The 25,738-nt window shown below is 41.4% G+C and carries 21 protein-coding genes, 2 pseudogenes and 1 riboswitch; of the genes and pseudogenes, 10 read left to right on the forward strand and 13 right to left on the reverse strand.

Features of this window, described 5'->3' with window-relative positions:
• Positions 1-384: 384 nt before the first annotated feature.
• A complete protein-coding gene (gene metE / locus BrL25_RS22750; RefSeq protein ID WP_018672864.1) occupies positions 385-2,679 on the reverse strand; it encodes a 5-methyltetrahydropteroyltriglutamate--homocysteine S-methyltransferase in 2,295 nt (764 codons plus the stop codon).
• Between the two features lie 165 nt (positions 2,680-2,844).
• Positions 2,845-3,039, reverse strand: a riboswitch (cobalamin riboswitch).
• Between the two features lie 304 nt (positions 3,040-3,343).
• Between metE and BrL25_RS22755 the strand changes: the two genes are divergently transcribed.
• The 8 genes from BrL25_RS22755 (at position 3,344) to BrL25_RS22790 (ending at position 10,482) form a co-directional block, all read left to right on the forward strand.
• On the forward strand, positions 3,344-3,559 hold the full coding sequence (locus tag BrL25_RS22755; protein ID WP_018672863.1) for a spore coat associated protein CotJA: 216 nt from the start codon (positions 3,344-3,346) through the stop codon (positions 3,557-3,559).
• A 2-nt stretch (positions 3,560-3,561) separates the two neighbouring features.
• Complete coding sequence (locus tag BrL25_RS22760; protein ID WP_018672862.1) at positions 3,562-3,843, forward strand: spore coat protein CotJB; 282 nt, start codon at positions 3,562-3,564, stop codon at positions 3,841-3,843.
• A 16-nt stretch (positions 3,844-3,859) separates the two neighbouring features.
• Positions 3,860-4,429 (forward strand): manganese catalase family protein, encoded by a 570-nt coding sequence (locus BrL25_RS22765; protein ID WP_018672861.1) that lies wholly within the window; start codon positions 3,860-3,862, stop codon positions 4,427-4,429.
• A 239-nt stretch (positions 4,430-4,668) separates the two neighbouring features.
• Positions 4,669-6,414 carry an ABC transporter substrate-binding protein gene (locus tag BrL25_RS22770; protein WP_018672860.1) on the forward strand — a complete coding sequence of 582 codons (1,746 nt, stop codon included), beginning with the start codon at positions 4,669-4,671 and terminating at the stop codon, positions 6,412-6,414.
• Positions 6,415-6,531: 117 nt separating this feature from the next.
• The gene (locus BrL25_RS22775; RefSeq protein WP_018672859.1) at positions 6,532-7,488 is read left to right on the forward strand and encodes an ABC transporter permease; all 957 of its coding nucleotides are present in this window, start codon (positions 6,532-6,534) and stop codon (positions 7,486-7,488) included.
• A gap of 11 nt (positions 7,489-7,499) precedes the next feature.
• Positions 7,500-8,426, forward strand: a complete 927-nt coding sequence (gene opp4C / locus BrL25_RS22780) for an oligopeptide ABC transporter permease (RefSeq protein ID WP_018672858.1) — start codon at positions 7,500-7,502, stop codon at positions 8,424-8,426.
• A gap of 11 nt (positions 8,427-8,437) precedes the next feature.
• On the forward strand, positions 8,438-9,520 hold the full coding sequence (locus BrL25_RS22785) for an ABC transporter ATP-binding protein (RefSeq protein ID WP_018672857.1): 1,083 nt from the start codon (positions 8,438-8,440) through the stop codon (positions 9,518-9,520).
• Entirely contained in the window at positions 9,517-10,482 is a 966-nt protein-coding gene (locus BrL25_RS22790; protein WP_018672856.1) for an ABC transporter ATP-binding protein, read from the forward strand. Before BrL25_RS22785 ends, BrL25_RS22790 begins: the two co-directional genes overlap by 4 nt.
• Positions 10,483-11,238: 756 nt before the next feature.
• Here BrL25_RS22790 and BrL25_RS22795 read toward each other — a convergent pair.
• The 6 genes and pseudogenes from BrL25_RS22795 to BrL25_RS26015 form a co-directional block, all read right to left on the reverse strand.
• Positions 11,239-11,841, reverse strand: coding sequence for a class I SAM-dependent methyltransferase (locus BrL25_RS22795; protein ID WP_018672855.1), 603 nt, complete (start codon positions 11,839-11,841; stop codon positions 11,239-11,241).
• Between the two features lie 225 nt (positions 11,842-12,066).
• A complete protein-coding gene (locus BrL25_RS22800) occupies positions 12,067-12,471 on the reverse strand; it encodes an Rrf2 family transcriptional regulator (protein WP_018672854.1) in 405 nt (134 codons plus the stop codon).
• Positions 12,472-12,832: 361 nt separating this feature from the next.
• Positions 12,833-13,951, reverse strand: coding sequence for a Ger(x)C family spore germination protein (locus BrL25_RS22805; RefSeq protein WP_018672853.1), 1,119 nt, complete (start codon positions 13,949-13,951; stop codon positions 12,833-12,835).
• On the reverse strand, positions 13,951-15,054 hold the full coding sequence (locus BrL25_RS22810; protein ID WP_018672852.1) for a GerAB/ArcD/ProY family transporter: 1,104 nt from the start codon (positions 15,052-15,054) through the stop codon (positions 13,951-13,953). The genes BrL25_RS22805 and BrL25_RS22810 overlap by 1 nt, the downstream gene beginning before the upstream one ends.
• A complete protein-coding gene (locus tag BrL25_RS22815) occupies positions 15,051-16,526 on the reverse strand; it encodes a spore germination protein (protein ID WP_018672851.1) in 1,476 nt (491 codons plus the stop codon). Before BrL25_RS22815 ends, BrL25_RS22810 begins: the two co-directional genes overlap by 4 nt.
• 396 nt (positions 16,527-16,922) lie before the next feature.
• Positions 16,923-17,141: pseudogene (locus tag BrL25_RS26015) on the reverse strand (TetR/AcrR family transcriptional regulator); the annotation flags it as partial.
• Positions 17,142-17,423: 282 nt separating this feature from the next.
• Here BrL25_RS26015 and BrL25_RS22820 point away from each other — a divergent pair.
• Both BrL25_RS22820 and sigJ read left to right on the forward strand, forming a co-directional pair.
• Positions 17,424-17,840: pseudogene (locus BrL25_RS22820) on the forward strand (NAD-dependent epimerase/dehydratase family protein); the annotation flags it as partial.
• A 100-nt stretch (positions 17,841-17,940) separates the two neighbouring features.
• Entirely contained in the window at positions 17,941-18,813 is an 873-nt protein-coding gene (sigJ, locus tag BrL25_RS22825; RefSeq protein WP_026315267.1) for an RNA polymerase sigma factor SigJ, read from the forward strand.
• A gap of 328 nt (positions 18,814-19,141) precedes the next feature.
• Here sigJ and BrL25_RS22830 read toward each other — a convergent pair whose 3' ends face one another.
• The 6 genes from BrL25_RS22830 to nrdF form a co-directional block, all read right to left on the reverse strand.
• Positions 19,142-20,332: an ABC transporter permease gene (locus tag BrL25_RS22830; protein ID WP_099327292.1), complete on the reverse strand. Its 1,191-nt coding sequence runs from the start codon at positions 20,330-20,332 to the stop codon at positions 19,142-19,144.
• Positions 20,329-21,051, reverse strand: a complete 723-nt coding sequence (locus BrL25_RS22835; RefSeq protein WP_099327293.1) for an ABC transporter ATP-binding protein — start codon at positions 21,049-21,051, stop codon at positions 20,329-20,331. The genes BrL25_RS22830 and BrL25_RS22835 overlap by 4 nt, the downstream gene beginning before the upstream one ends.
• A gap of 14 nt (positions 21,052-21,065) precedes the next feature.
• Positions 21,066-22,331 (reverse strand): efflux RND transporter periplasmic adaptor subunit, encoded by a 1,266-nt coding sequence (locus BrL25_RS22840; RefSeq protein ID WP_099327294.1) that lies wholly within the window; start codon positions 22,329-22,331, stop codon positions 21,066-21,068.
• 530 nt (positions 22,332-22,861) lie between these two features.
• Positions 22,862-23,818 (reverse strand): bile acid:sodium symporter family protein, encoded by a 957-nt coding sequence (locus BrL25_RS22845; RefSeq protein ID WP_018674400.1) that lies wholly within the window; start codon positions 23,816-23,818, stop codon positions 22,862-22,864.
• Positions 23,819-23,854: 36 nt separating this feature from the next.
• Positions 23,855-24,520 (reverse strand): GntR family transcriptional regulator, encoded by a 666-nt coding sequence (locus BrL25_RS22850; protein WP_018674401.1) that lies wholly within the window; start codon positions 24,518-24,520, stop codon positions 23,855-23,857.
• A gap of 221 nt (positions 24,521-24,741) precedes the next feature.
• Complete coding sequence (gene nrdF, locus BrL25_RS22855) at positions 24,742-25,734, reverse strand: class 1b ribonucleoside-diphosphate reductase subunit beta (protein ID WP_018674402.1); 993 nt, start codon at positions 25,732-25,734, stop codon at positions 24,742-24,744.
• Positions 25,735-25,738 lie beyond the last annotated feature (4 nt).

Raw genomic sequence — 25,738 nt, forward strand, 5'->3', positions numbered from 1 at the left:
GTTACCAACTAACTACCAAGCTTTAGTAATAACTGGTTGCAGATGTAGTTATCGTTGAAGGTAGATCAAGATTACCCTGTGCATTTTACTGAAAACTGGTAAAGCATATTGGTTTTTAATCGGTGCTGTTTAAATAGGAACGGCAGCATTCCAGTAATTAGGAACCCCCTCCCTAACTAGAAATGCTGCCCGTCGTCTAACCTGTTTCGTTTCAGTTCCCTGCTATGCTTGCTCATACTGTCGTTGCTCTTCTTCTGTTTCCGGGATGATCGGTGGAGCTAACCTAGGTTTTCCCTTATCATCTAGAGCAATAAGCGTAAGTTAAGCACGTGATGTTACTCTTCTTCCCCCCGTTATTAAATTCTCAGATTCTACTTCAACGTACTAAGGAATAGCCGTTATCGTATTTCTGACCAACCGAGTAGCTGTCACCATATTTTCTAAAGAAGCAATCGTCTCCGTACGACCTCTCGTCTTTAACCCGCAATCAGGATTAATCCAAAATTGTCTGGATTCAAGGACCTGTAGAGCATTCTCAATCATTTTCACTATCTCTTCCACAGTTGGAACGCGGGGACTATGAATATCATAGACACCTAGACCAATACCTTTTAGATAGGAGTGATTATGGAAGGAATGGATTAGTTCACCATGGCTCCGCGATGTTTCTATCGAAATAACATCAGCATCCAGATCGCTAATAGAATCTATAAAGTCATGAAACTCGCAGTAACACATATGAGTATGAATTTGAGTAGTGTCTTTTACAGAAGAAGTGGTTAACCGGAATGCTTTTACTGCCCAATCTAAATACGCTTCCCACTCCGTTTTCTTTAACGGTAGCCCTTCACGTAATGCTGGTTCATCGACTTGAATCATAGTGATCCCACTTGCTTCCAACGCCTCTACTTCCTGTTGTAAGGCTAGTGCGATCTGATAGGTTACCTGCTGTCTGGAAATATCGTCACGCACGAAGGACCAATTTAATATAGTGACTGGACCTGTGATCATTCCTTTGACCGGTTTAGATGTTAGAGATTGAGCATAGATGCTCTCCTTGACTGTCATTGGTTCAATAAACTCTACATCTCCATAAATTACAGGCGGTTTCACACAACGAGAACCATAGGATTGCACCCATCCATTCTTAGTAAATGCAAATCCCCCTAGTTTTTCACCAAAAAATTCCACCATATCCGTCCGTTCAAATTCCCCATGAACCAACACATCAAGCCCAACTTTCTCTTGTATGTCAATCCATTCACGGATTTCTGCTTGTAAAAATTTTTCATATTGTTCTGCCGACCATTCGCCCTTCCGCCATTTATTTCTCGCCTGACGAACCTCTGTTGTTTGTGGAAAACTACCAATCGTTGTAGTCGGGAGAATCGGTAAATGCAAGAGGTTTTGTTGTTGTTGTCGCCGTTGTTCATAATCAGATGCACGCCCTATCTGATCTAAATCCAAGCTGGCCACAGCCTCATGTACACGAGGGCGATTTCTAGCTACAGAGTTCGCTACTCGTTCTATAATTGCTTGATTCTCAGCGAAAATCTCTATAACGCTTTCCTCACCGTTTCGCAACCAATCTGTAACATGCTTGATTTCAATTAGTTTTTCATCTGCAAACGCCAATGAATCTTTAACCAGTGGATCAAGCTGTGTCTCTTGGTTTAAACTAATCGGAACATGGAGCAAACTACTAGATGGCTGAATCCAGATACGTGATGCATCCACGTGACTTCTGATTTTTGAGAGAAGATTTATCTTATGGGTCAGATTGGCGCGCCAAATATTCCTGCCATCAATGATACCGGCTCCAAGTACTTTGTCTTGTGGAAATCCACTTGTAGTGATCTGTTCAAAGTTACGTCCCGCATCATGGACAAAATCTAACCCAATTCCTGCAACAGGTAAATGGATTACTTCCTTGTAGAATGTAACAGAACCAAAATAGGTTTGTAGCATGATTTGTAGTTGTGGAACAGCCTCATGAAGTTGTTCATAGATGTAGGAGATCGTCTTCATTTCGTCTTCGGATAAAGATGTTACGAGAATCGGCTCATCCATTTGAACCCATTCCACGCCTTCCTGCGCTAATTCAGTCAGTACTTGCACATAAAGAGGGATGAGCTGCAAGATAATAGCTGGTATCTGCAAAGGATCAAACCCTTTGGATAGCTTAATAAAAGTATAAGGTCCCACCATGACAGGTTTTCCGTTAATTCCTAGCTTGTCTTTCGCCTCTTTATAAGCAAGAAGCGGCTTATTTTCTGTAAGAACGGGTTTGATATCCTGAAATTCCGGCACAATGTAGTGATAATTGGTATTAAACCATTTGGTCATTTCGCAAGCAACCGCTTGTTGGTTACCACGAGCCATAGCAAAATAGGTGGACAAAGGTACTGCCCCACCAGCATATTCATAGCGTTTTGGAACATAACCGAACATCACAGCCATATCTAACATGTGATCATACATGGTGAAGTCATTGACCGGTATCAGGTCAATACCTATTTCCTTCTGCTTTTGTAAATGCTGGAGTCTACCTTGCTCCATTTGAGCAAGAAACTCCTTCTCTTTAATTGTTCCAGCCCAAAATGCTTCTAATCCCTTTTTCCATTCGCGATTCTCACCAATGCGTGGATATCCTAAACTGCTGCTTATTCCTTTGCTCATGCTTGTTCGCCCTCCTAGACAGGTTATTTTTCGTTAAAGAACCAACTCAAACAAAAAAAGCATCTCTTCCAATCAAAAGATGGTTAGAGATGCTTGAACAAGCAGTGAATATACGTATACAACTGCCACAGCTATCCTAACACCTCCCTATCTCCCGTAGGTCACACAGTGTTGTCGAAATAGGCAGGTCTCCTGACTCAAGAATCATCATCAGCACATACCTTCCCAATCCTACTGGATCAGTGGTATTTTTGCACTAACTCCTCTTTTACAGTGGCGGGACCGTGACGGATTTACACCGTGCTTCCCTTTTCATCCTTGATACTGATCGTTCAAAGAACCTATTTCCACATATTTAATTCAATAATATTAATACGAAAAACATAAACGACCATACCCTTTATCTAGGTATGTTTGCTATCATAATACAACTTCACGCAAAATTCCATATCTTTATTCAATTGCGTTTTTTCTTACCTTAGGGGACTTGTGTTACTTACATGCTGACCGTATTCGCACGCACCTTGTACCAGCATCCCCCCATCTTGCCCAAAATTAGGCTGCAAAATATGAATTCATTCTCTTTTTACCTATGTTTCCAGTTCTACTCTTCTTGTCCAATTGATAAGCATATAAGGACATCTACTGGAAAGGAGGCAATCATATGAGTCGAAACCGCAAGGCATACTATCCTTTCATCGGTCCATGTGATCCTTGTCCGCCACAAAGGGTTGTAACCTATGAGACACCGCCACAACTCTATTTGGGATTTCAACCCCCGAATTTACCCCAATTTGATCCGTACAAAGCTCTTTGTCTAGGAACCCTTTGGCCTGCTCTGTATGCGCCATATGAAAATCCGTACAAAGGGGGAAAATAAAAGTGAGCGATCATGGTACTCAAGCGGATGAACAACAGCAACAATTTTATGAGCTGCTTCATCAAATTCAGGTGCTAGACTTTGTTCTAGTGGAATTAAACTTATATCTTGACACCCACCCTACTGACATGGCAGCCATTAAGCAATTCAACGATACTGCTCAGCAAAGTATGACACTGAAGCGCCAATTCGAATCTTCATTCGGACCTCTGATGAATTTTGGCAATAGCTTTGCGCAATACCCATGGTCGTGGAAAGATGTACCTTGGCCTTGGCAGGTGTAAGAAAGGGGGATTTTGAATGTGGATCTATGAGAAAAAGTTACAGTATCCTGTTCGCGTAAGCAAATGTGATCCTCAAATGGCAAAGTATTTGATGGAACAATATGGTGGAGCTGATGGAGAATTAGCAGCTGCTCTACGATATATGAATCAGCGCTATACAGTTCCTGACAAGGTCATTGGGCTACTAAACGATATTTCCACAGAAGAATTTGCCCACCTCGAAATGATTGCAACAATGGTATATAAGCTAACGAAGGATGCTACTCCTGAACAACTAGAAGAAGCAGGTCTTGGCGCACATTACGCAAGCCACGATAAGGCTCTGTTTTTTCATGATGCAGCCGGTGTTCCTTTCACGGCTACATATTTTCAAGCAAAGGGTGATCCAATTGCAGACTTGTATGAGGATATTGCTGCTGAAGAAAAGGCAAGGGCTACATATCAATGGTTGATTAATATGACTGATGATGTCGACCTAATCGATAGCCTTTCTTTTCTTCGCGAACGTGAAATTGTGCATTCTCAACGGTTCCGTGAAGCAGTGGAGATTTTAAAAGCAGATCGTGAACAACAGAAGATTTTTTAACTAAGTAGCCAACAATATGAGAAAGCTCTACAAAAGAATACGAAAGGCGACTTGACCAAATTTCTAGTTAGAGATTTGGTCAAATGTTTTTCTACGCTCTATTTCCTCTGTGCACGTATCCAACCCTATGAAAAATTTTCATTTCTCGAAATAACAGAAATATCTTAATTCATACTTTACAGATCGGAATTATAGGAATATAATGAGGCTACATTTTACAATTGATTAGGAGGATCATTATGAGTAGAGCTTTTATACATTCATTCTTCACATTTCTGTTAGGGGCTTTCTTATTAGTCGGTTGCAATAGCGAGGGAGCACCCCCATCCACCTCTAATGCCCCAACCAGTGAACAGGCAGATGCCCAGGCTCAAACATTGCAAGTTCAAAACGCAGGTGACGTGGTTATCGCTGCTACAGACAAATCAAAATCGCCTGTATCGGCTAAAAATAGAAAAGACACGGTTGTAGTAGCTTTAACAGAACCAGGCGGGGTTTTTAATCCATATTTTTATCACAATGGTTATGATGGGAACGTTACCTCCGTGATGTTTTCCCCACTTGTTGATATTGATAGGAATGGGAAACCAGCTCCAAAATTAGCAGAAAAGTGGGACATTTCCGCCGATCAGCTTACATATACCTTTCACCTGCGTAAAAATCTGAAATTTAGTAATGGAGAGCCCTTGACTGCTGATGATGTCGCCTTCACTCTAACTATTTTGCATGATAAAACGTATGACGGGGAAACAGAAATCGCTGAAGCGCACATTAAAGGCGGGAGTGCATATAAAGAAGGTAAAACAAAAACCATTGAGGGAATTAAAGTAATCGATCCACAAACAATCGAGATTACCACAGAGAAAGTAAACGCTCGTTCTCTTCTCCTACTTGGTGGTCACGTTTTGTCCAAAGCCTATTATGGAAAAGGTTATGAACCAGGTAAGCTTGACTACCTACGTACATTGCATACAAAACCGGTCGGAGCTGGCCCTTACAAGTTTGAAAAGTTTATCCCCGGTCAAGAAGTGAGATTTGTGGCCAATGAGTATTATTACGAGGGTAAACCTGCCATTACCCATTTTATTTATAAAACAACCGATGGCGATACAACTCAGTTTTTCCAAACGGGCGAGACTGACTATGGCTCCTTCCCTGCTAATGCTGATAATCTGGAGCTTTTAAAAAGTCTCGGTTTTGCAAACATCAATATTTATACTTCGACTGCCTATAGTTATCTATCGTTTAACCATAGCAAACCTTATTTAAAAGACAAACGTGTTAGACAGGCGCTAATCTATGGGCTTGATCGTCAACAAATCGTGGATGCTGCCTATCAGGGTTATGCACAAATAGCTAATGTGCCTGTAGCCCCTGTATCCTGGGCGTATACTGAAGATGTGAATCCCTATGCTTATGATGTGAATAAGGCTAAACAACTACTGGATGAAGCTGGGTGGAAAGAAGGCTCAGATGGCATCCGGGAAAAGGACGGGAAAAAACTAGTTCTTCATTACTTGACTACGAAAAGTAAAGTAAGTGATGTGCTCATTCCCATCGCGAAGGAAAATTACAAATTAATCGGTATTCAACTAGAAGCAGAATTAATGGATTACCCAGCACTTGTAGCAAGAACAGATAAAGGTGATCACGATCTTGCTTCCTTTTCTACTACGATGCTAGGAGATCCATCTGATGGTGTTGTTCAGTTCTCTTCTACGGGTGGAGGTAGCTTTACAAATACACATGGTTATTCCAATCCTAAGGTGGATGAACTGCTTGCAAAAAGTGTAGGTACGCTTGATATTGAAAAACGCAAAGAAGCTTATAAGGAACTTTATCAAGCATTAAGCGACGATCCTCCGTTTATTTTCCTGAATTATCGAAAAATTTTATCAGGTCATAATGCACGAGTGGAAGGATTTGAACCCAACGGTTACACCGGTATAAGCTCAAGCCTACCTAACCTGAAAATTGTGGAATAAGAGGACAATCGAACATGCTCAGTTCCTATGTACTAGGTAGGGACTGAGCATCTTCCTTAGTCATATCAAATGAAAGTTACCATTCCATCTACGTTTTAGCTAGGAGGCGCTCTGTCAATGAAAACCTACATGTTCAAGAGACTGATGATTATGATTCCAACTTTGATTGGCTCTTCGCTCTTAATCTTTTTTCTCTTTGCGCTTACCCCGGGTGATTATGTGGATACCAATCCTAAGCTAAGTCCCGAGAGAAAAATTGAGCTAAAAGCGTTATACGGTTTAGATAAACCCATTATAGAGCGTTATTTTGTTTGGGCGGGCAATGTATTACAAGGAGATTTGGGATATTCCCTTCAATATCAGCAGCCTGTAACAACCATTTTAGGACAATATATATGGAGTTCTTTCTTAATCGCGTTCACCTCCACTACATTGACTTGGATCATTGCCATCTCGATTGGTGTTTTTTCCGCAACTAGACAATATTCTTTGTTTGATTCGCTTGTAACAATCGGCGTTTTTGCCGCTATGGCCTTACCAGCATTTTTCGTAGGTTTACTTGCTATTAAAATATTTGCAGTTGACCTTGCATTATTGCCGCCTGGAGGAATTCTTACAACTGGTAGCAATGCAACGGGTATGGCCTATGTTATTGAGGTTGCTAAACACATGATTTTGCCTGTTACAGTATTAACCATGTTGAGTGTTGGCTCCCTAACTCGGTATTTCCGTACCAATATATTAGAAGTGATTCGTCAGGACTTTATTCGAACAGCTCGCGCTAAAGGCTTAAAAGAAAAAGTGATTACCTACAAGCATGCTCTTCGCAATGCTTTGCTGCCTGCCATTACCCTGCTCGGCTTTGAACTCCCCGCCCTTTTTGGAGGAGCAATTATTACGGAAAAAATTTTTAACTGGCCCGGAGTTGGTCAGGTGTATATGCAAGCGTTATCACTTAGAGATTATCCCTTACTAATGGGATTTACCATGTTCATCGCGTTACTTACCATTATCAGTAATTTGCTGGCTGATTTGTTATATGGTGTTGTCGACCCGCGGGTGAGACTAAAATAGGAGGAGCAAGCATGAATACTATTGTTAAAAATGACTTAGAGACTGGCATCCAGACTGCCTCTTATTCTAAGTCCTCACTATGGGGACAATCCTTCAAAAAATTACAGAAGAACAAAATAGCGATTATAGGGCTTTGTTTTCTCGTCATCATCTTTCTTTTTTGTTTTCTAGGACCACTGCTATCCCCTTATACATTAGGAAAAATTAATGCAGCACTGATCAACAAGCCACCAAGCATGTCCCATTGGCTAGGAACGGATGCTCTGGGTCGGGATATTTTAACTCGGCTTATGCAAGCTGGTCGAATTTCTTTAACTGTCGGTCTCGCTTCCATGGTTCTCTCTGTCTTTCTTGGAACCTTGCTTGGTGTTCTAGCTGGATATTTTCGTGGGTGGATCGACACAATCATCATGCGTGTCTCAGATATCCTGATGACAATTCCTGAATTACCGATGCTGTTTATCTTAGCAGCTGTATTATCTGAGTGGAAGGTTCCTTCTAATTACCGCTTATATATTGTCATGATTATGCTTAGTATCGTTGGCTGGGCCGGTTTAGCGCGCCTCGTTCGCAGTCAAATTCTGAGTCTACGCGAACAGGAGTATATTCAAGCAGCTAAAGTTTTAGGTCTTCGCAATAGTCGAATTTTATTTCGCCACCTACTTCCCAACATTTTTCCTTTGTTGATTGTTGTAGCAACATTGCGGGTTGGTGGGGCAATCTTGAGTGAGTCAACGCTTAGTTATTTTGGACTTGGCATCGTCCCCCCTACAGCAACATGGGGTAACATGATTGATTCCGCTAACACCTTAATTGATTTTCAAAAAAGACCGTGGCTCTGGATTCCGCCTGGCTTAGCCATTTTTGTAACAGTCATCTCCATTAATTTACTAGGAGATGGATTGCGCGATGCTTTAGACCCGAAAATGAAAAAGTAGGTGGCCGACATATGAATGGTTCAAAACAGCCTTTTAACTCCAATCCGATGGAACATCGTGAAGAACAAATCCATATTTCTGAAGCAGAAAATGTAAATATACACACTGGTGAGGAACAAGAGACAGTCTTAGATGTCAAACATCTGTCTACCTATTTTCATACTGATGAAGGGATTGTCAAAGCCGTTCATGATGTTAGCTTTCAAATGAAGGAGGGCCAAATCGTCTGTATTGTTGGTGAATCTGGATGCGGTAAGAGTGTTACAGCGATGTCTCTTATGGGTCTTATATCTGGACCTATGGGTACGATCGTCAATGGTGAAGTCTGGTTTGATCATAGGGATTTATTGAAGATTTCTGCTAAAGACATGCAACAGTTACGCGGAAATGAATTAGCGATGATTTTTCAGGAACCTATGACTTCTTTGAATCCTGTATTACCCATCGGAGAACAAATCATGGAACCATTAATCGAGCATCTTCACGTTAGCAAAAAAGATGCGTTCGAAAAAGCAATCGATTTGATTTCCTTAGTAGGGATTGCACGGCCAGAAGAAATTGCTCGTTCTTACCCCCATCAATTAAGTGGTGGTATGCTCCAGCGAATCATGATTGCCATTGCTCTTAGCTGTAATCCGCGTCTACTGATTGCTGACGAGCCTACTACGGCACTAGATGTAACGATTCAAGCCCAAATATTAGATTTATTACGTAAAATTAAACAACAATCAAACACCTCTATCCTCCTGATAACGCATGATTTAGGCGTCGTTGCAGAAATGGCTGATTATGTAATTGTTATGTACGCAGGCAAAGTGATAGAAGAAGGTCCTGTTATTGATTTATTTCTCCAACCGAAGCATCCCTATACACAGGGATTATTACGTTCCAAACCAGTGATGAACCAACGGACCAATCGACTTTATTCAATACCAGGTCAAGTTCCCAATCCAATTGGATTAGGCGATTCCTGTTACTTTGCCGAGCGTTGTGAGCATCGTAAGCCACAATGTCTAAAGAAACAGCCTCATCTATCCCCCGTATCCGATAGACAGAAAGTAGCCTGCTGGTTGTATGAGGAGGAGCAAGCATGAAAGAGTTATTACTTGATGTACAACATTTAAAAAAATATTTTCCTTTAGCCGACGGTTCCTTTCCATCTAGTAAAGGGCAAATAAAAGCAGTTGATGACCTCTCCTTTTCGATCAGAAAGGGGGAAGCATTCGGGCTGGTCGGAGAATCGGGAAGTGGAAAAAGCACGGCGGGACGAACGATTCTGCGAATGCTCGAGAAGACTTCAGGAGATGTCTACTATAATGGCATTGATCTATCTACCCTCTCACCTAAAGAGCTAAGAAAGATGCGCCCTGCGATGCAATTTATTTTTCAGGACCCATACAGCTCACTTAATCCTCGTATTCGGATTGGAGATGCAATCGGAGAAGCGCTGCTTGATCATGGATTGGTAGCCAAGCGCAACCTACGTGAACGTGTACAACAAGTAATGGACTTGTGCGGTCTTGCCCCTTATCACTATGACCGATTTCCTCATGAGTTTTCTGGTGGTCAACGACAACGCATTGGCATTGCTCGCGCGATTATTTTACAGCCTGATTTTATCGTTGCGGATGAGCCTGTATCAGCACTCGACGTTTCCATCCAGGCGCAAATTATCAATTTATTTCAGGATTTACAGGAAAAGCACTCACTTACCTATCTATTTATTTCGCATGATTTAAGCGTGGTGGAACACCTTTGTACAACGATTGGGGTGATGTACTTAGGCTCCTTTATGGAAGTGGCCCCGCGCGACGAATTATTTGCACATCCCCAACATCCCTATACTCAAGCACTTCTATCGGCTGTGCCTGTTCCAAATCCCACAGTCAGACGAGAGAGAATCGTGTTGCAAGGTGAAATTCCCAGTCCAGCAAATCCGCCATCCGGGTGCAAATTTCATACAAGATGCCCATATGCAACCTCATTGTGCTCCGAGCAAGCGCCCCTTTATCGGGAAATTGGAACCAATCATTATGTCGCGTGCCATTTCGTGTAATAGCAATAATCACCAAAAGGTGCTATCTAGTTAACCAAAGCGAAAGCAGGCCTGATTTGAAAGGAGGTGACATCAGGCCTGCTGGCGTAAGCGCAGCTTATGGTATTTCGTACATTAGTTTCAAGAGCGCAGGATTTTTTCCAGCCATTGTCCAAGCCTAAAATAGTGGTCGAAATTATATATTACTCAACGTAACGAAATCCGCCGTTCGATGTGGTTGGCGGATTTCGTTGGGAGTTTTTCCGCTCACTAGAACCATAACTCATGCAGAAGTGTTATTCCGTTACCCTTTGAGTTGTTGACCTCTACCAATACTTGTGCTTCGTATGCATCTGTCAGTGAAATCACAGTCAGAATCAAAACTCGTGACTGTACATGTTCGCTGTCAAGATTTTAAAACTCTTTTCCTCATTACTAATTTCTCTTGCTTTCTCCTGCCAATGCTACCCCTCCTCTGATAATTGCAGGGTCGTGCATCATCATATCCACTTCATATACAGAGATATTAAAGACTGACTATATCCACGAAAATCTTGAAATATAACGAATACGGAATGAAAGTAAGGGTCTACAATAAGTCGCTAACCTGTCCAACAAGCGTATAATCTATTGTTGCCGGTCCTCACGTCACAGGAATGGACATGGGTGCCTGCTTCGTACAATACTAACGCCGCTTTGTACAATCGATAAAGTTAAACCTATTCCATACGTTTCTATAAGATTCATTTGCCAATAAGGCTCTTCACAACATTTCCGTTAGCTTCTTTTTCTTACTACAAGTTGAATGACATGGGCTAAACCGGTATGCGCCTTTCCTTCCACTCGCTCTTGTTCTCCATAGAAGAAATGGATCACCTCAAGACCTTCGCACCAAGTAAGAATTTCTTGTGGTTCGTAAAGCATAGTAAGATCTGTGGGTCCACCTGTACCATAATGTAATTGGTCTTTGGAGTACACCTCAAGCATAATAATCCCTTCAGGCTTTATAGCATTTTTCATTTTATTAAAAATCATTTTCTGATCATCCCTATGAAAATGTCCAAATACCATTATTGCCGCATCATATTCCTCGTTTGATACGTTATCTACCAATAGGTCTTTTTTTTTGGTATGCACATCAACGGCGTACTTCTGAGCTAGTTTTTTCGTTTTTTGTAGACCACTCTCAGCATAGTCAATTGCTGTCACTTCATGATCTCTTTTTGCTAAAAAAACAGCATTCCTACCTTCCCCCTCTGCAAATGCTATAACTTTTTGACATTTTTCTAATCGAAAGGCTTGTTGTTGAATAAATACGTTAGGTTCTTCCCCATACATATATTCCTCCGAATTAAAACGCTCATGCCATATATTTTCCATACTCACTAGCCTCCTGTAATTCATTTATGCTTTCACTAAACTTATCTATTTCCTTACAACTTCTGTTAAAGAATTCATTCAATCAATTCCTGCATGGGATGATCGGTTTTCAATCATTGTCCCTCAAATCCAGATATTAAAGACATTTTATATCTGTAATAAAACAAAAAAAGCTATTTATACACAGCGAACCGTACACCTCCTTTCAACATAAAGTGGCTCGTCTTACATTTGTGTTTGCTTTTGCTTTTGGGCCAAATCCGCTAATTTCATTTTTTTGAGATGCGACTCCATCTTCTCTTCCGCTTCCCTCATTACAGCTTGAATCAAGCATTCGTCGCCGTGGAGAAAATCGCACTCAAATAAGGAGCTAGTGCCTTCAATCGCGTGGATAATATCCAAAAATGTTATATCGTCTTTTTTGCGGGATAACCGATAGCCTCCGTTGGCTCCTGAAATCGATTCGATCATACCTGCTTTCACGAGCCTCGTTAAAATTTTGGACAAATAGGTTGGTGAAACACCTTGGGATTCCGCCAACTGTTGGACGCCTACCGGCTTGACCGGAGAAGCGGCAACCAGCATGAGCATGGTGTGCAGAGCATAATTTGTTGCTTTTGTGAATCTCATGGTTGCACCTCAATTAAAGATTTATTGTATCTATAATATCCTTGAAATCGCTGATGTGTCAAGTTGTACCCTTTTATAAAAAACTTCCCATTAACTGAGAACCTTCATTAAAATAATAAAGTTCCAGATTTGCATTTGTAAATGGAACATCGATCGTTGTGAGAGTCATATTGTCTAAAATATAAGGTTAAAAATCAAGCTCTCTCTTCACTGAGAGGGCTTGATTTTCTTCATTTCATGACTTGCTTTTCCTCATAACTTCACTTAGGGGCTTTTTTCAAATCCGCTCACCCACCCTGTCCATAAACGGTGGCAGTTCATTGGCCACGGCAGAGTAATAACGGAACTTTTCCGGCGTTGATTAAGTGACGGACCCCACACCAATGATTTTTACATTTACCTTTATATTAACTCTCGCTTTCTGAAAATTGTCCAGCCAGCTCTCCTTCACCTTTTTCCAATGCGGATAGGCGTAGGCCCGTGCATACATGCCGAATCCGGCTGGATCAAGTTTCGCCTTTTGTAATTTGCGAATCAGGGCGGCAAATTTCTGTTCCAAATTCTCCTCAATCATTTTTTCCAACCCCTCCGGAGATTTCACGATTTTGAACGGGAATAATCGCTCTGAAACATAGGCGGTGGAGTGAACATTCACATCAAATATGAAACGGTCCTTTTCATACCGGGCTCGCGTTGTGGTCTCGATGCCCTGAAGATTGATGCTAATCTGTTTCGTGTCCACTTTATCAATGTCTTGTCCTGGAGCATTCGGAAGATGTAACGTAAAAGGAAATTCACCCTTTGTTCTTTTTCTCAATATATAAATCAGCTTGGTTTCATCTGAATCAACTACCATTTTTACGCGAGAAGCTTTATCCAATAACGCAGTGCCGGACAAGACAAGCTCTGTTTCCTTGCGAAGGGCTGTAATGCTTGGCGTAATGCCATTTTCCTTCAGTTGGCGATGGAACTCCTGTATTGTGGTCTTGGTCGTCTCATTCCGGAACAGGCCTGTTTCGACGAGATTTGACAAATACAATGGCAAGCGCGGTTTGTTTTTGGGTGTAAAACGAATCAGTTCGTCAATCGGACCATCATAATAGACGACACGCGCCGTGACAGTGCTTTTTGTATCCCGATAGAACGGATCGAGTAGCGTTGACCAATTTTTCTGCTTGGCGAGTTTATTTCCGATAACCACGATCTGTGTCTTGCCTGCCGTGGTCAAGCCCAGCGACCGTTTATCGAAGCCTTCGCGTGAATGGCGCAATGTTGTCGAATGGACCTCAAACTCTTCTTCTTTATCTTTCGCCTCCTTCGAGAAGACCGGACTGGAGATCGCGAACACCAGATTTCCGTCATTATCCAGATCCATTCCGATAAGCAACGACAGAGTCATATTCTCGATCGTTGTATAGTTGCAGCCAGAAACCGGAAATAATGCGATCAGCAGAATTGCGATTGTGATTATCCGGCGCATTAACGACTCGCCTCCTTAGGCGTTATCTTCTGGTAAATCTTGATGGATAGATATAGTAGAACAGGCAGGAGATAAGAAACTATCAGGCCGGAATAGCTTGCCCACTGATTCCAGCGTAACGATTCAAACCAGGAAGGCTTCAGCCACGAGGCAAACAAGATTGTACTGATGCAGATTACGAGCACATACGGGCCATGGCTCTTTGTACCGAACAGGCTTGCTCCGCTGACAGAGGCGCCATATATAAATGGAATCAGTGAGGTGGAGATGACAAATAGATACATAGCCAGGAAAATGATGTCGAACCTTTCCAGAAAGCGGAATTCGATGAGCTTCAGCAAGTTCAAAACCGGTTGATTGTAATCAAAAATCTCGTCCGGACTGAAAAAAATAAAGCAGACGAGCGTGCTGAACACATAAATAAGCATAGTCAACGTATTGCCCAGCACGATACCGTGGACTGCCAGATCTTTGCGGCGCAGGTACGGATAGATGATAAATAAAATTTCAAATCCGAGATAAGCTTTCGTCGTTGTCGGCATCGCCTGCAGGATGGGACTCCAGCCTTCTTTGAAAACCGGAAGCAGATGAATTAAATAGCCTTCACGCAATGGTATTAGCAGCACTGGAGCCATCCATAAGGTCAAGAAGAACACAATCTCACAATATCTAGCGATAGCAAGAATATGCTTCCTCGCTGTAATATAGGCGGGAATAACGACCAACAGCAAAATAAACGGAATAGGCGTCATAGTCAGGAACCATGCCTTTGTATACAACATGGTGGAGATGAATGTGGACCATGCCGAAAATGCAAAATGCAACGCAATCAACGCAATAATGAACTTGCTGATAGCTTTACCAAAGAGCCGCCCCAACAATTCAAAAAAGGTATCTTCCGGGTATTGCCGCATTACAACAACCATAATTACGCTGAAAACCAGATTAACCAGCCACGACAGCACCAGCGCAATCCAGCCGTCGGTCGAGGCTATCTCCGCAAGCTGACGTGGAAGGGACAAGACGCTGGTCGCCACTTGAATGCCGTGAATCAGCAAGGTGTACTGCATAAAACTGATGGAGTATATGCGGTTTCCATTCAAGATGAACTGTCTCCTTCCGGTTTATTATCCCCTTGCCGCTGTAACTGTTGAGGATGCGTTCCAGCAGGACGCGTCTTCATCAACCAGAGTGGGAAGCGTATGAACGTATCCTTCAGATCGGCAAAACGGATAGGAGCTAACGGGGTACCGTAGGAGACACCGAGTGATGTCAGCGAAGTCAAATGAGAGACGAGGAGCATGCCACCGCATACGATGCCAATAAAACCATATAGAAAGGCAATCAGCATCATCGGAAAGCGCAGGAAGCGAATCGCAGTTCCCATATCGTAATTAGGCATGATGAAGGATGCGATTGCCGTAGAGGCAACGACGATAACCATGATATTGCTGACAATTCCCGCTTGGACGGCGGTCTGCCCGATAATAATACCCCCAACGAGTCCGACAGTTTGTCCGATCGGGGCCGGTAGCCGGATTCCCGCCTCCCTCATCATCTCCAATGTTACTTCCATAATGATAGCCTCCAGAAACGGATGGAACGGAACCCTTTCCCTTGATTCTGCGACGGATAGGATTAACTGAATGGGAATGACCTCGTAATTGAACGTAATGAAAGAAATGTAGATCGCTGGCAAAAACAGAGCAATAAAAAAAGCAAAGAAACGTAGCAAGCGGATGAAGGAAGCATAGATCCAGCGCATGCTGTAATCATCCACGCTTTGAAAGAACGAGACGAACGACACCGGCCCGACAAGCACACTTGGCGAACGGTCCACAACGACGACATATCGACTTTGCAAAATATGAGAGGCGGCAGAATCAGCTCGCTCTGTTATCAATAGCTGCGGGAACGGAGAGAATGCGCTATCCTCGATCAGCTCGACCAGTTCGCCCGTATTAATGATACAGTCGACATCTAGTCCTTCGATGCGTCGAACAAGCTCCTGCAAAACCTCTGGATCGGCCACATCTTGCAGATATATAATGGACAGGTTAATCGGGCAGCGCACACCTGCTTTAACCTGCTTAATTTTGAGTTCACGGTTTGGAATATAACGCCGGATTAGGGCGATATTTTGAGAGGCCGTTTCGACGAATCCCTGATGAGAGCCGAGAATTGACGTTTCGATCGACGGATCAGTAATTGATCGTTGCGGCCATCCGCTTGTATCAAGGATGTAAGCTTTCGTGGAGCCGGAAAGAAACAGCACGCTCTTGCCATTCAACAGCAAATTTTCGACTTGTGCCATATTGGATTCCGTTTTGATTTTACCCACGCTGACAGGGAGGGTTCCCTCTGTATTAGACAAGGATTCGATTAGCGGACGAAGGACATCATTATTAATTGAATTCATATCAATCAAGCCTTCGAAATAGACAAGCATCGTTTCAGGTGCGTGCGGCGATTCGATGCTCCGGTAGACCAGATCAGGAGCGTCAGAGAAAATGGATTCCAGCAGTTGAATATTATCTGACATCCGTTCACTTACTTTACCGTACTGTTCTGGCATTCTCTTCACCCTCACGATTATTCATATGAGTGAAGTCTGCCTCACAAGTTTCCATTTTATTCTTCATAGAAGGAAAGTTGACAAGAAGCGATTATCTGATAATCTTTTCGAGGTGTCTTTTTTCAATGGATGTGATGACTCGTTATGCCAAAGCTGTCGGTGGCAAAAGTTGGGGGCCTTCACTTTCTGATACTAATGATTGATTCATTGATTGATCCTCACTGTACCATCAAGCGCTCCTAAACTTTTAACATAGATAGGAACTGCTGATAGGAACTGTTGATAACAACAAGTGAAACCCTAAAAATAAAAAAATTAGATGATGTAATCAATAAAAAATAGAAATTTTTGGTCCATAATTTTTGTTTTCGTCAAGCAAGTGTTCTCCAAGCGGTATTACGTAGTTGAATGTTGAAAAATGCCGCCGAATAGGATTTCCCATGACGTTTCAAATTCATCATTTATATTTTCTTCCCTCCACTGTTTAGAAAAAGCAGGATGATAAAAATAAGACATCAGCCCAAAGATGGTAGTTGCTAATAATAAACTATCTTGATCGTTTATTTCATTATTGTTTATCCCACGTTTGATAATGACATCTAACTGATTAATTCCCCCTTCCTCGTGCCTTTAAATGACTAGCCTATTTTTTTGAATCAATGAAGTGTTAAGAGCAAATAATTCCTCATTCTCTATAAGTTCCTTTTTTGAGCTGAAATAAGCGAAAGAAGAGTTTCTCGGCCTTACCTTCCTGTTTTGTAATTGCGTCAAGGGTATCCGAATATTTTAACAACCATCTTTCAAGAATCGCATCTCGGCTAGCTTACTATGGAAATAAGAATACAGCACAACATGCTCTACCTTCAGCAAGTAATAGTAGTCACACAATTGACGTTTGAATTAGAGAAAGCGGTAGCAGAAATTCCTGAATCAGTTATCCTTCGATATGGGACACTTTATGGACCAGGTACGTGGTATGATTTACATGGAATGATTACCGAGAAGGTACACAGAAATGAAATGACAGCAACCGAGGGAGTGAGCTCTTTCCTTCATGTTGAAGATGCTGCAAGAGCTGCCTTCCTCGCACTAGATTGGCCATCTGGTCCAGTAAACATTGTGGATGACGAGCCAGCTTCAGGAACTTTGTGGCTACCTGCTTATGCCTCCATGATCGGCGCACCTCAGCCGACTATCCATTCTGGGAGCAATCGTGGTGAACGAGGTGCTTTAAACACCAAGGCACATATTTACTATGACTGGAAACCGCTTCACCCTTCTTGGCGTGAGGGTTTCAAGAACGTTTTAAAATAAATATCATTTATGTACAAAATTGTGTACCCTAGATATACGTATCTAGGGTATTTTCAGCCTAGGAAGAGTTTTAGTGGAGTATAATTCGCGCTTTAATAACTTGAAGGTAGAGGAATTATATTTATCTTTTAAGCCCTATTTAATTTCTATCGCCTATCGGATGCTTGGTTCTTTAACTGATGCTGAAGATATTGTTCAAGATACCTTTATTAAATTACAAGGAAGTGACATTCCTCAAATTAACAATGTGAAATCCTATTTAAGTAAAATGGTGACAAATCGTTGCATAAATGAGATTAAATCGGTTCGAAAAAAAAGAGAAGCTTACCTTGGTACTTGGTTACCAGAACCTATTGTACATGGACAGCTAGTAGATCCTTCAGAAAAAATGATCCAAGATGATTCACTTAGTTATGCACTTATTATTTTAATGGAAAAATTGTCTGCCATGGAGCGAGCAGTCTATGTTCTAAGGAAAGCATTCCAATTCGAACATCCAGAAATCTCTAGCATGCTGAATATTACCGAAGTAAATTGTCGTAAAATATTCAGCAGAGCAAAGAAAAAAATAAAAGACCTTTCTGAGAAAAGTAGGATACCCTATCAAGTTCAGGAAGATCATACAGATAGATTTATCTCCGCTTTATCAAAAGGGAACATTCAAGAAATTACGGATATTTTAGCTGATAATGTAACCTTTCTTGCAGATGGGGGAGGCAAAGTTGTTACTGCTATTAATGAAATCGTGAGCAAGGAACGTGTCTTAACCTTACTGCATGCGATTGCAACCAAGTTTTTTACTGGAAAAACGGCACACGTAGTGAATGTAAATAATCAAAAGGGAATAATCATCGTAAAAGATGGAAAACCAATAGGCGTATTTAGTTTTGTTTGGAATCCAAATACCCATAAAATCCACCAGTTGTTTTATGTTGTAAATCCTGCTAAACTCCAAAAAATCAATATTTCCTAATTCTAATGTTGAGGATTTCCAAGTATCGTGCCAAGGAATACCAACGTCGCTGTCACCAAGTACCAACTCGATAAAAAGTAGTCATGGTTTTTACCTCTGGTCGTTTCCTCTCACCCGTTTCTACTTTACCAATGACCGCTTTTGCTTTCCCACGTTCTTCTAGATAATTATCATCTACTTATTCCTAATTCTATTCTTTCGTCTCCTACCAGTTCCCCAATGAAGTAAAAGTGATATAAAAAATATAGGATGCCGTTCTCTCCCACACAAATGGTTTCACGGCATCCTATTTTCTATAATCTTCATCTTTTCCGAATTTTTCTCCAGATTATTCGTAGCGCAATGCTTCAATGGCATCTAGCTTGGCTGCTTTGTTTGCAGGGTAGATTCCAAAGAAAATCCCGATTGCACTAGAGAAGCCAAATGCGATAAGAATACTTTCCCAAGATGTAACAGGAGGCATGCCTGCAAATGAGATAATAATAGAAGCTAGTCCAAGACCAAGACCTACCCCTACACCACCACCAATTAAGCAGACAATAATGGATTCGATCAAAAATTGGGTCAAGATATCCCGTTTTTTAGCACCTAATGCTTTCCGAATCCCAATTTCGCGCGTACGCTCCGTCACAGAGACTAGCATGATGTTCATAACCCCGATACCACCAACTAATAGAGAAATTCCGGCGATAACAGAGAAGACCATCGTAAGCATGTCAAGCATCTTCGTGATTTCTTTTAGATCATCGGCGCTGTTTTTTACCATATAATGATCGTTATGCTTATGTACACGATTTAGATATTGTTTGGTAAAGTCCATGGCCGATTGAATGGTAGCATTTGATTTTGCTTGAATGTGGAACATGTTCACGGTTGCTTTCTCATTATGATTGAGATAGGTTCGTGCAGGCATGTACACGAGATCCTGCATGCCACCGCCCATAAAGCCCTGCATATCATTTTTGAGGATTCCAATAACAACAAAGGAGGCATCTGACATGTAAATACGATTTCCTACAGCATTTCCCTGAGGAAACAATTTATCAGCTAAACCTTTGTCTAATACAACTACATCACGTTGCTCTTTATCGTCGTCTCTGGTGTAGAAACGACCTTGGTCAATCTTATAGCTCGTATTTACTTCTAAAAAGTTACCTGTTGTACCAAATACCTGGGCACTGATATCTTTTTTCTTATCCTTAATGGTTCCACTACCATAGATTTGAGCCATGACATTTTTTATGTAAGGATTAATTCTTTCCAACGTAACGGCATCATCGATGGTCAAATCATCATCTTGAACTGGTTCATCGCTCTCCCAGTTTATCCTTGTGGTAAACTTTGCATCAGCTACATTCCCGAACTGACTTGTCATCATTTCTTTTCCGCCCTTACCCATCGTCATAATGGCAATGACGGAAGCGATGCCGATAATAATACCTAACATGGTTAAAATAGAACGTAATTTATTGGACCAAATCCCATCAATGGCAATACGAAAGCTCTCTATGAGGTTCATGTAGTGAACACCTCGTTTTCATCTGTGACAGCGAAGAGTCGTTCTTTCACTTTTTCATCCTTAATAATGACACCATCTTTAAAGACAACAATACGTTCTGCGTGTTGGGCTGTATCCAATTCATGCGTAACAAGAATAATGGTAACTCCCTGAGCGTGTAATTTTTGAAAAATAGCCATAACCTCTGTTGTAGAACGGCTATCCAGGTTTCCAGTCGGTTCATCGGCTAGTAAAATAGCGGGTCGATTAACGAGAGAGCGTGCGATGGCTACACGTTGCTTTTGACCACCAGACATCTGTGGCGGCTTGTGATCCATCCGCTCTTTTAGACCTACACTAATCAGAGCTTCTTCTGCACGTTTTTTACGTTCACTAAGAGAAATGCCTGCATAGAGCATAGGTAATTCTACATTGCGAACCGCAGAAATACGTGGTAATAGATTAAATGCCTGAAAGACAAACCCAATTTTTTGGTTTCGAAGATCAGCTTGTTGATTTTCGTTTAACGTAGTGACCTCTACTCCGTCCAGTACATAAGAACCGGAAGAGGGACGATCCAGGCAACCCAGCATGTTCATAAAGGTGGATTTACCAGAACCAGAGGGCCCCATGATCGCGACGAATTCCCCTTTGTTAACGGTAAAATTAACTCCTTTTAGGATGGGAAGCTCAGAATCACCGTTCATAAAGGTTTTACGAATATCAGTAACGGTTAACATCTGTTTCCCTCCTTTTATGCGGCTCCAGGTACGCCTGCTTCCATTGCCATTACCGGCATGCCTTCCATCAAATCAGCAGAAGGACTGCTAATGACACTGTCTCCTTCATTCAGACCGCTCGTGATTTCTACATGTAAGTCGCTTTCGGTACCTGTTTTTACTGGACGTTTTTTCGCCAGACCGTCTTCTACTACCCATACAAATGAACCGCTTGGATCATTCACAACGGCTTGGAAAGGGACAACAAGAATGTTGTTTTTATTGGTGATCATAATATCCACATCTACATTAAAGCCAGGCTTTAGCACAGAGACGGCTTGATCTAATTCCAATGTTACATTTACTTTTGTTTTTCCTGTCGTTTCGCCTTTTTGAATCTTCGTTGCCAGTGGCGAGATACGAGTTACGGTAGCTTCTGCTTTTTCTTTGCCCATAGAAGTACCACTTACGAGTGCTTTTTGCCCTACTTGAATATCTTTTACATCTGATTCGTTAATATCTGCGACTACTTGTAATTTTGATAGGTCACCCATCGTAATAATTTCTGTACCCTTCGTAACGGCTTGACCATTCTTAGCATCCACTTTCAAAATGGTACCTGTGAATGGAGCTACCACTGTGGATTGAGAGCTTTGCTTCGCTAGCTCTGCTTTTTTTACGTTTAGCTGATTAATTTGTGCTTGAACAGAAGCAATATCTGTGCTTTTTGGACCTTTTTTATTTAGGGCTAATTCGCTCTGGGACATTGTAAGAGATGATTGCGCTTGTGATAAAGATTCCTTAGCCTTGTCCAATTCAGTTGCGGGAGAAGCACCAGCCTCAACCAATTGTTTGGTACGGTTGTATTCCTTCTGGGCAGATGCAACCTTTTCTTTCTCCTGACGAACACGTTCCTCCTGTTGGGCAATCGTTTCAGGCTCTTTGCCTGATTTTACACGATTAAGTTCAGCCTGCTGCGAAGCGATTTGCGCATTAATAGAAGCGATTTCGCTTGATAGATCGGTTACATCTATACTACCAATAACCTGGTTAGCAGTAACATTGTCCCCCTCTTGTACAGTAAATTGTAACAGGGTCCCATTATTTGGGGAGAAGAGCGTCACCTCTTGCTTTGCTTTAACCATTCCTGATGCCATTACCTTGTTTTCAATGCTTCCTTTTGCAACAGGAGTGACGGAAACAGGAAGGCCCGTTGCGTCGACAGCGGTCATTTTAAAATAACCATAGGCGCCGACGACTACTACTCCAGCTGCAATAACACCCCACCAACGTTTCTTCATAATAGCCTCCTCAAAAAATTTCTTTACAAACAAATTACACACAAGTTTTTCAGCTGATTACACGTCTTCCAATTTTACAATTGCAGAAATTTTTCATTGGTCATTACGAGCCACATTTTTCTCAACGTCAAGCACACATTTCACATACTCCATAGAAATGCCAATACTGGTAATCTCAAAATTGAAAAACTTTTTAATTTTCCTTTCCTCACCATTCTTTTTGATTTTACATATTTTACTTGAACAATTTGTATTCTAAGGCAAGGGGGAAATGTTTACAATTTAATAAGGTGACATTAGGATTACAAAATTGTAAGGTGGGGCTATTTGCACCCCCATTTGCCTTACTGGTGATCTTCTTAATGAAAGATCATGCTATCTAATTTTGGTTAATAAAAAAGGATGTAGCATAAACTACACCCTTGCATGAAGATTTTCGTTACTATCTATACGGCATTTTTGTTTTACATGTGAGTGTATCCGTTAGGAGTGACTCCCCAAGAGTCCCCTGCCTTTAGGCATGGGGAGTGTCAAGTCATTTCATCCATATTCACTTCATTCTTCTCTTTCATTCTACTAAAGATAGATGCCAATACAGAACCCGATATATTATGCCAGACGCTAAAAATAGCACTTGGAACTGCTGCTAAGGGAGAAAAATGCGCGGTTGCAATCGCGACTCCTAGACCAGAGTTCTGCATTCCTACTTCCATAGCAACGGCTTTTTGTTTGGCTAGATCCATTCCACAAAGGCGAGCAAACAGGAACCCCAACAGAAAGCCAAGTACATTATGAAGTACTACAACAGCAAAAATCATCAACCCTGCTGAAGCTAATTTTGCTTGATTACCAGCCACTACACCACAGATAATCATCACAATTGCCACTACCGACACCAATGGTAATGCTTTCACGCTGGCGGCTGCCTGCTTTCCAAAATATTTTTTCACAAAAAGCCCTAGAGCTAACGGAATGATAACCACCTGAATAATCGAATAAAATAAAGACCAGATATTTATATCTACCCATTTACTTGCTAGCAATAAGATTAAAAACGGTGTAACAACAGGTGCAAGTAGCGTTGATACAGAAGCGATTGCTACAGCAAGAGCCACATCCCCTCTTGATAAAAACACCATTACATTGGAAGCGGTACCGCTTGGACAGCACCCTACCAAAATAACCCCAACTGCAATTTCTGGAGGTAATTCTAAGAAATAAGCTAATAAAAATGCTAGTAGTGGCATTACAAGATAATGTCCAATTACACCTAATGCAACATCTTTTGGACGGCGAAATACTTCTTTAAAATCAGATGCAGAAATGGTTAAACCCATACCAAACATCACAATTCCAAGTAATGGAATCACATAAGCCCCGATCCATGTAAAATGTTCAGGATATACATAGGCGATGACAGAAAACAACAAAACCCAAACTGTAAATGTCTTTCCTGCAAAAGAACTGATTCTCTCCACAAATCCCATCATAAAGCCTCCCTGTTGTTTCTCTATCTATATTTGCTACATGAGTGCATATAATTCTCGCATGGGTCTGAGAATGTTCTGTTTAATACTCAGTTCAAGTTTTTCTTTATCCCCAGTTTGTAACGCATGAATAATGTCCTCATGTTCATGAATGGAAGCTTGGTTCATCTCATACGGTTGCTTTAAAAATACATATTTAAAACGGCGGATATGATTTTGTAACGAAACATGAAATGAGCTCAGATACGGATTGTCTGCTATATCTGTGATTAGATTATGAAATTGTTCATCATACTCCATCGCTTGAAAAGGCTGTTCTCTGGAGATCGTCTCTGCAAATTTTGCATTCCATTCTTGCAACTGCTCAATATGTTGAGGCAAGATGTGTACAGAAGCAAATTCGGCTGCTAAGGCGTGTAATGTTGCAAGTGTAGGATAAACTTTTAAGATATCCTCCTTCTCAAGATTGCTCACTCTCGTCTCTTTTCCTGGTAGCATGTGAACCAATCCCTGTGCTTCAAGTAATTGCAGAGCTTCTCTGACAGGTGTTCTACTCACGTTCAATGCTTCCGCCAGTTGAATGTCTACTAATTTCTCTCCTGGCTTTAGTGTTCCATCTATGATCCATCTTTGAATGTGAGAGAAGGCACAGTCTTTAGCGGACACTCTAATAGATGCTACATAATTACTAGGAATTGGCATGTCTTCCCTCCTTATTCATTCAATATGTAATATATCGCATACAGCTTGTACATTCAACCGAATTTTCAATCTATTCGCACTTCCAAATTATACAAAAGGACCACAGTTGGGTTTCATTTCCAACCATGGTCCTTTTTGTTAGTTTTCATTTACAAGTAACCGACCTAGTCGCTGCCTATTTGCGAGGTTTGTTACTCGACGTCAAGCATCACATAACTTTACTAATAAGAAGTATCTTTAACACGCTGGTTCAAGAAATCAAAGTCTTGGTCGTGTAACGGCTCCACTTTCCCTTTTTGATAGCCGCTTCCTTTTGTGGAAAAGAAGTCATGCGTACTTGTTTCTGTACGAATACCATTTAATACAACAGGGTGAACTTCTTCTTCATCAAAAATCGGCTCTACCCCTAAGTTCATAAGAGCTTTATTGGCATTATAACGAATATACTTTTTCACTTCATGTGTTAACCCAATTGAATCATACAGTGTTTCCGTATACTCTAATTCATTCTTGTATAGTGCTTGAAGAAGTTCATCAACGAACAGGGTTGCTTCATTCTGTTCAGCATCTGTTAATCTTGCAAAAACTTCTTGGGCTAACAACCCGACAAATACACCATGCACACTCTCATCACGAATGATCAGCTTGATAATTTCTCCACTGGCTACCATTTTCCCTTGACCAGCTAAAAACAGTGGATAGAAGAACCCGGAATAAAACAGGAAGCTCTCTAAGAATACAGAAGCTACCATCGCTTTATATAGGCTCATATCGTCGCCATCTTTGATATTTCTGTAGATTTCATCAATCACTGCTGTTTTATATTGTAGATGTTTATCTTCTTTTACCCATTGGAAAATTTCATGAATTCGTTCTGAACTAGCTACTGTTGTAAAAATAGTACTATAGCTCTTAGCATGAATCTCTTCCATCGCCGCTTGGAAAATCAGAATGGCTTTCTTTTGCTTCTCTTTCACATGCTGGGCAATCATTGGCATGCCAACATTTCCCTGTTCCGTATCAAGCAATGTTAATCCACCTAATACCTTCATGTACGTATCACGTTCATTATCCGTGAGGTTCGTCCATGATTTTAAATCCTTCGAAATTGGAATCTCTGTATCTAACCAGAACTGAGATGTATTTTGCGTCCATAACATCTCGGTATACTGGGTTTCCGGTTCATTCCAGTTCACTGCTTCAAATTTAGACATTGCG

The organism is Brevibacillus laterosporus DSM 25, from assembly GCF_002706795.1.
Lineage (GTDB): Bacteria > Bacillota > Bacilli > Brevibacillales > Brevibacillaceae > Brevibacillus_B > Brevibacillus_B laterosporus.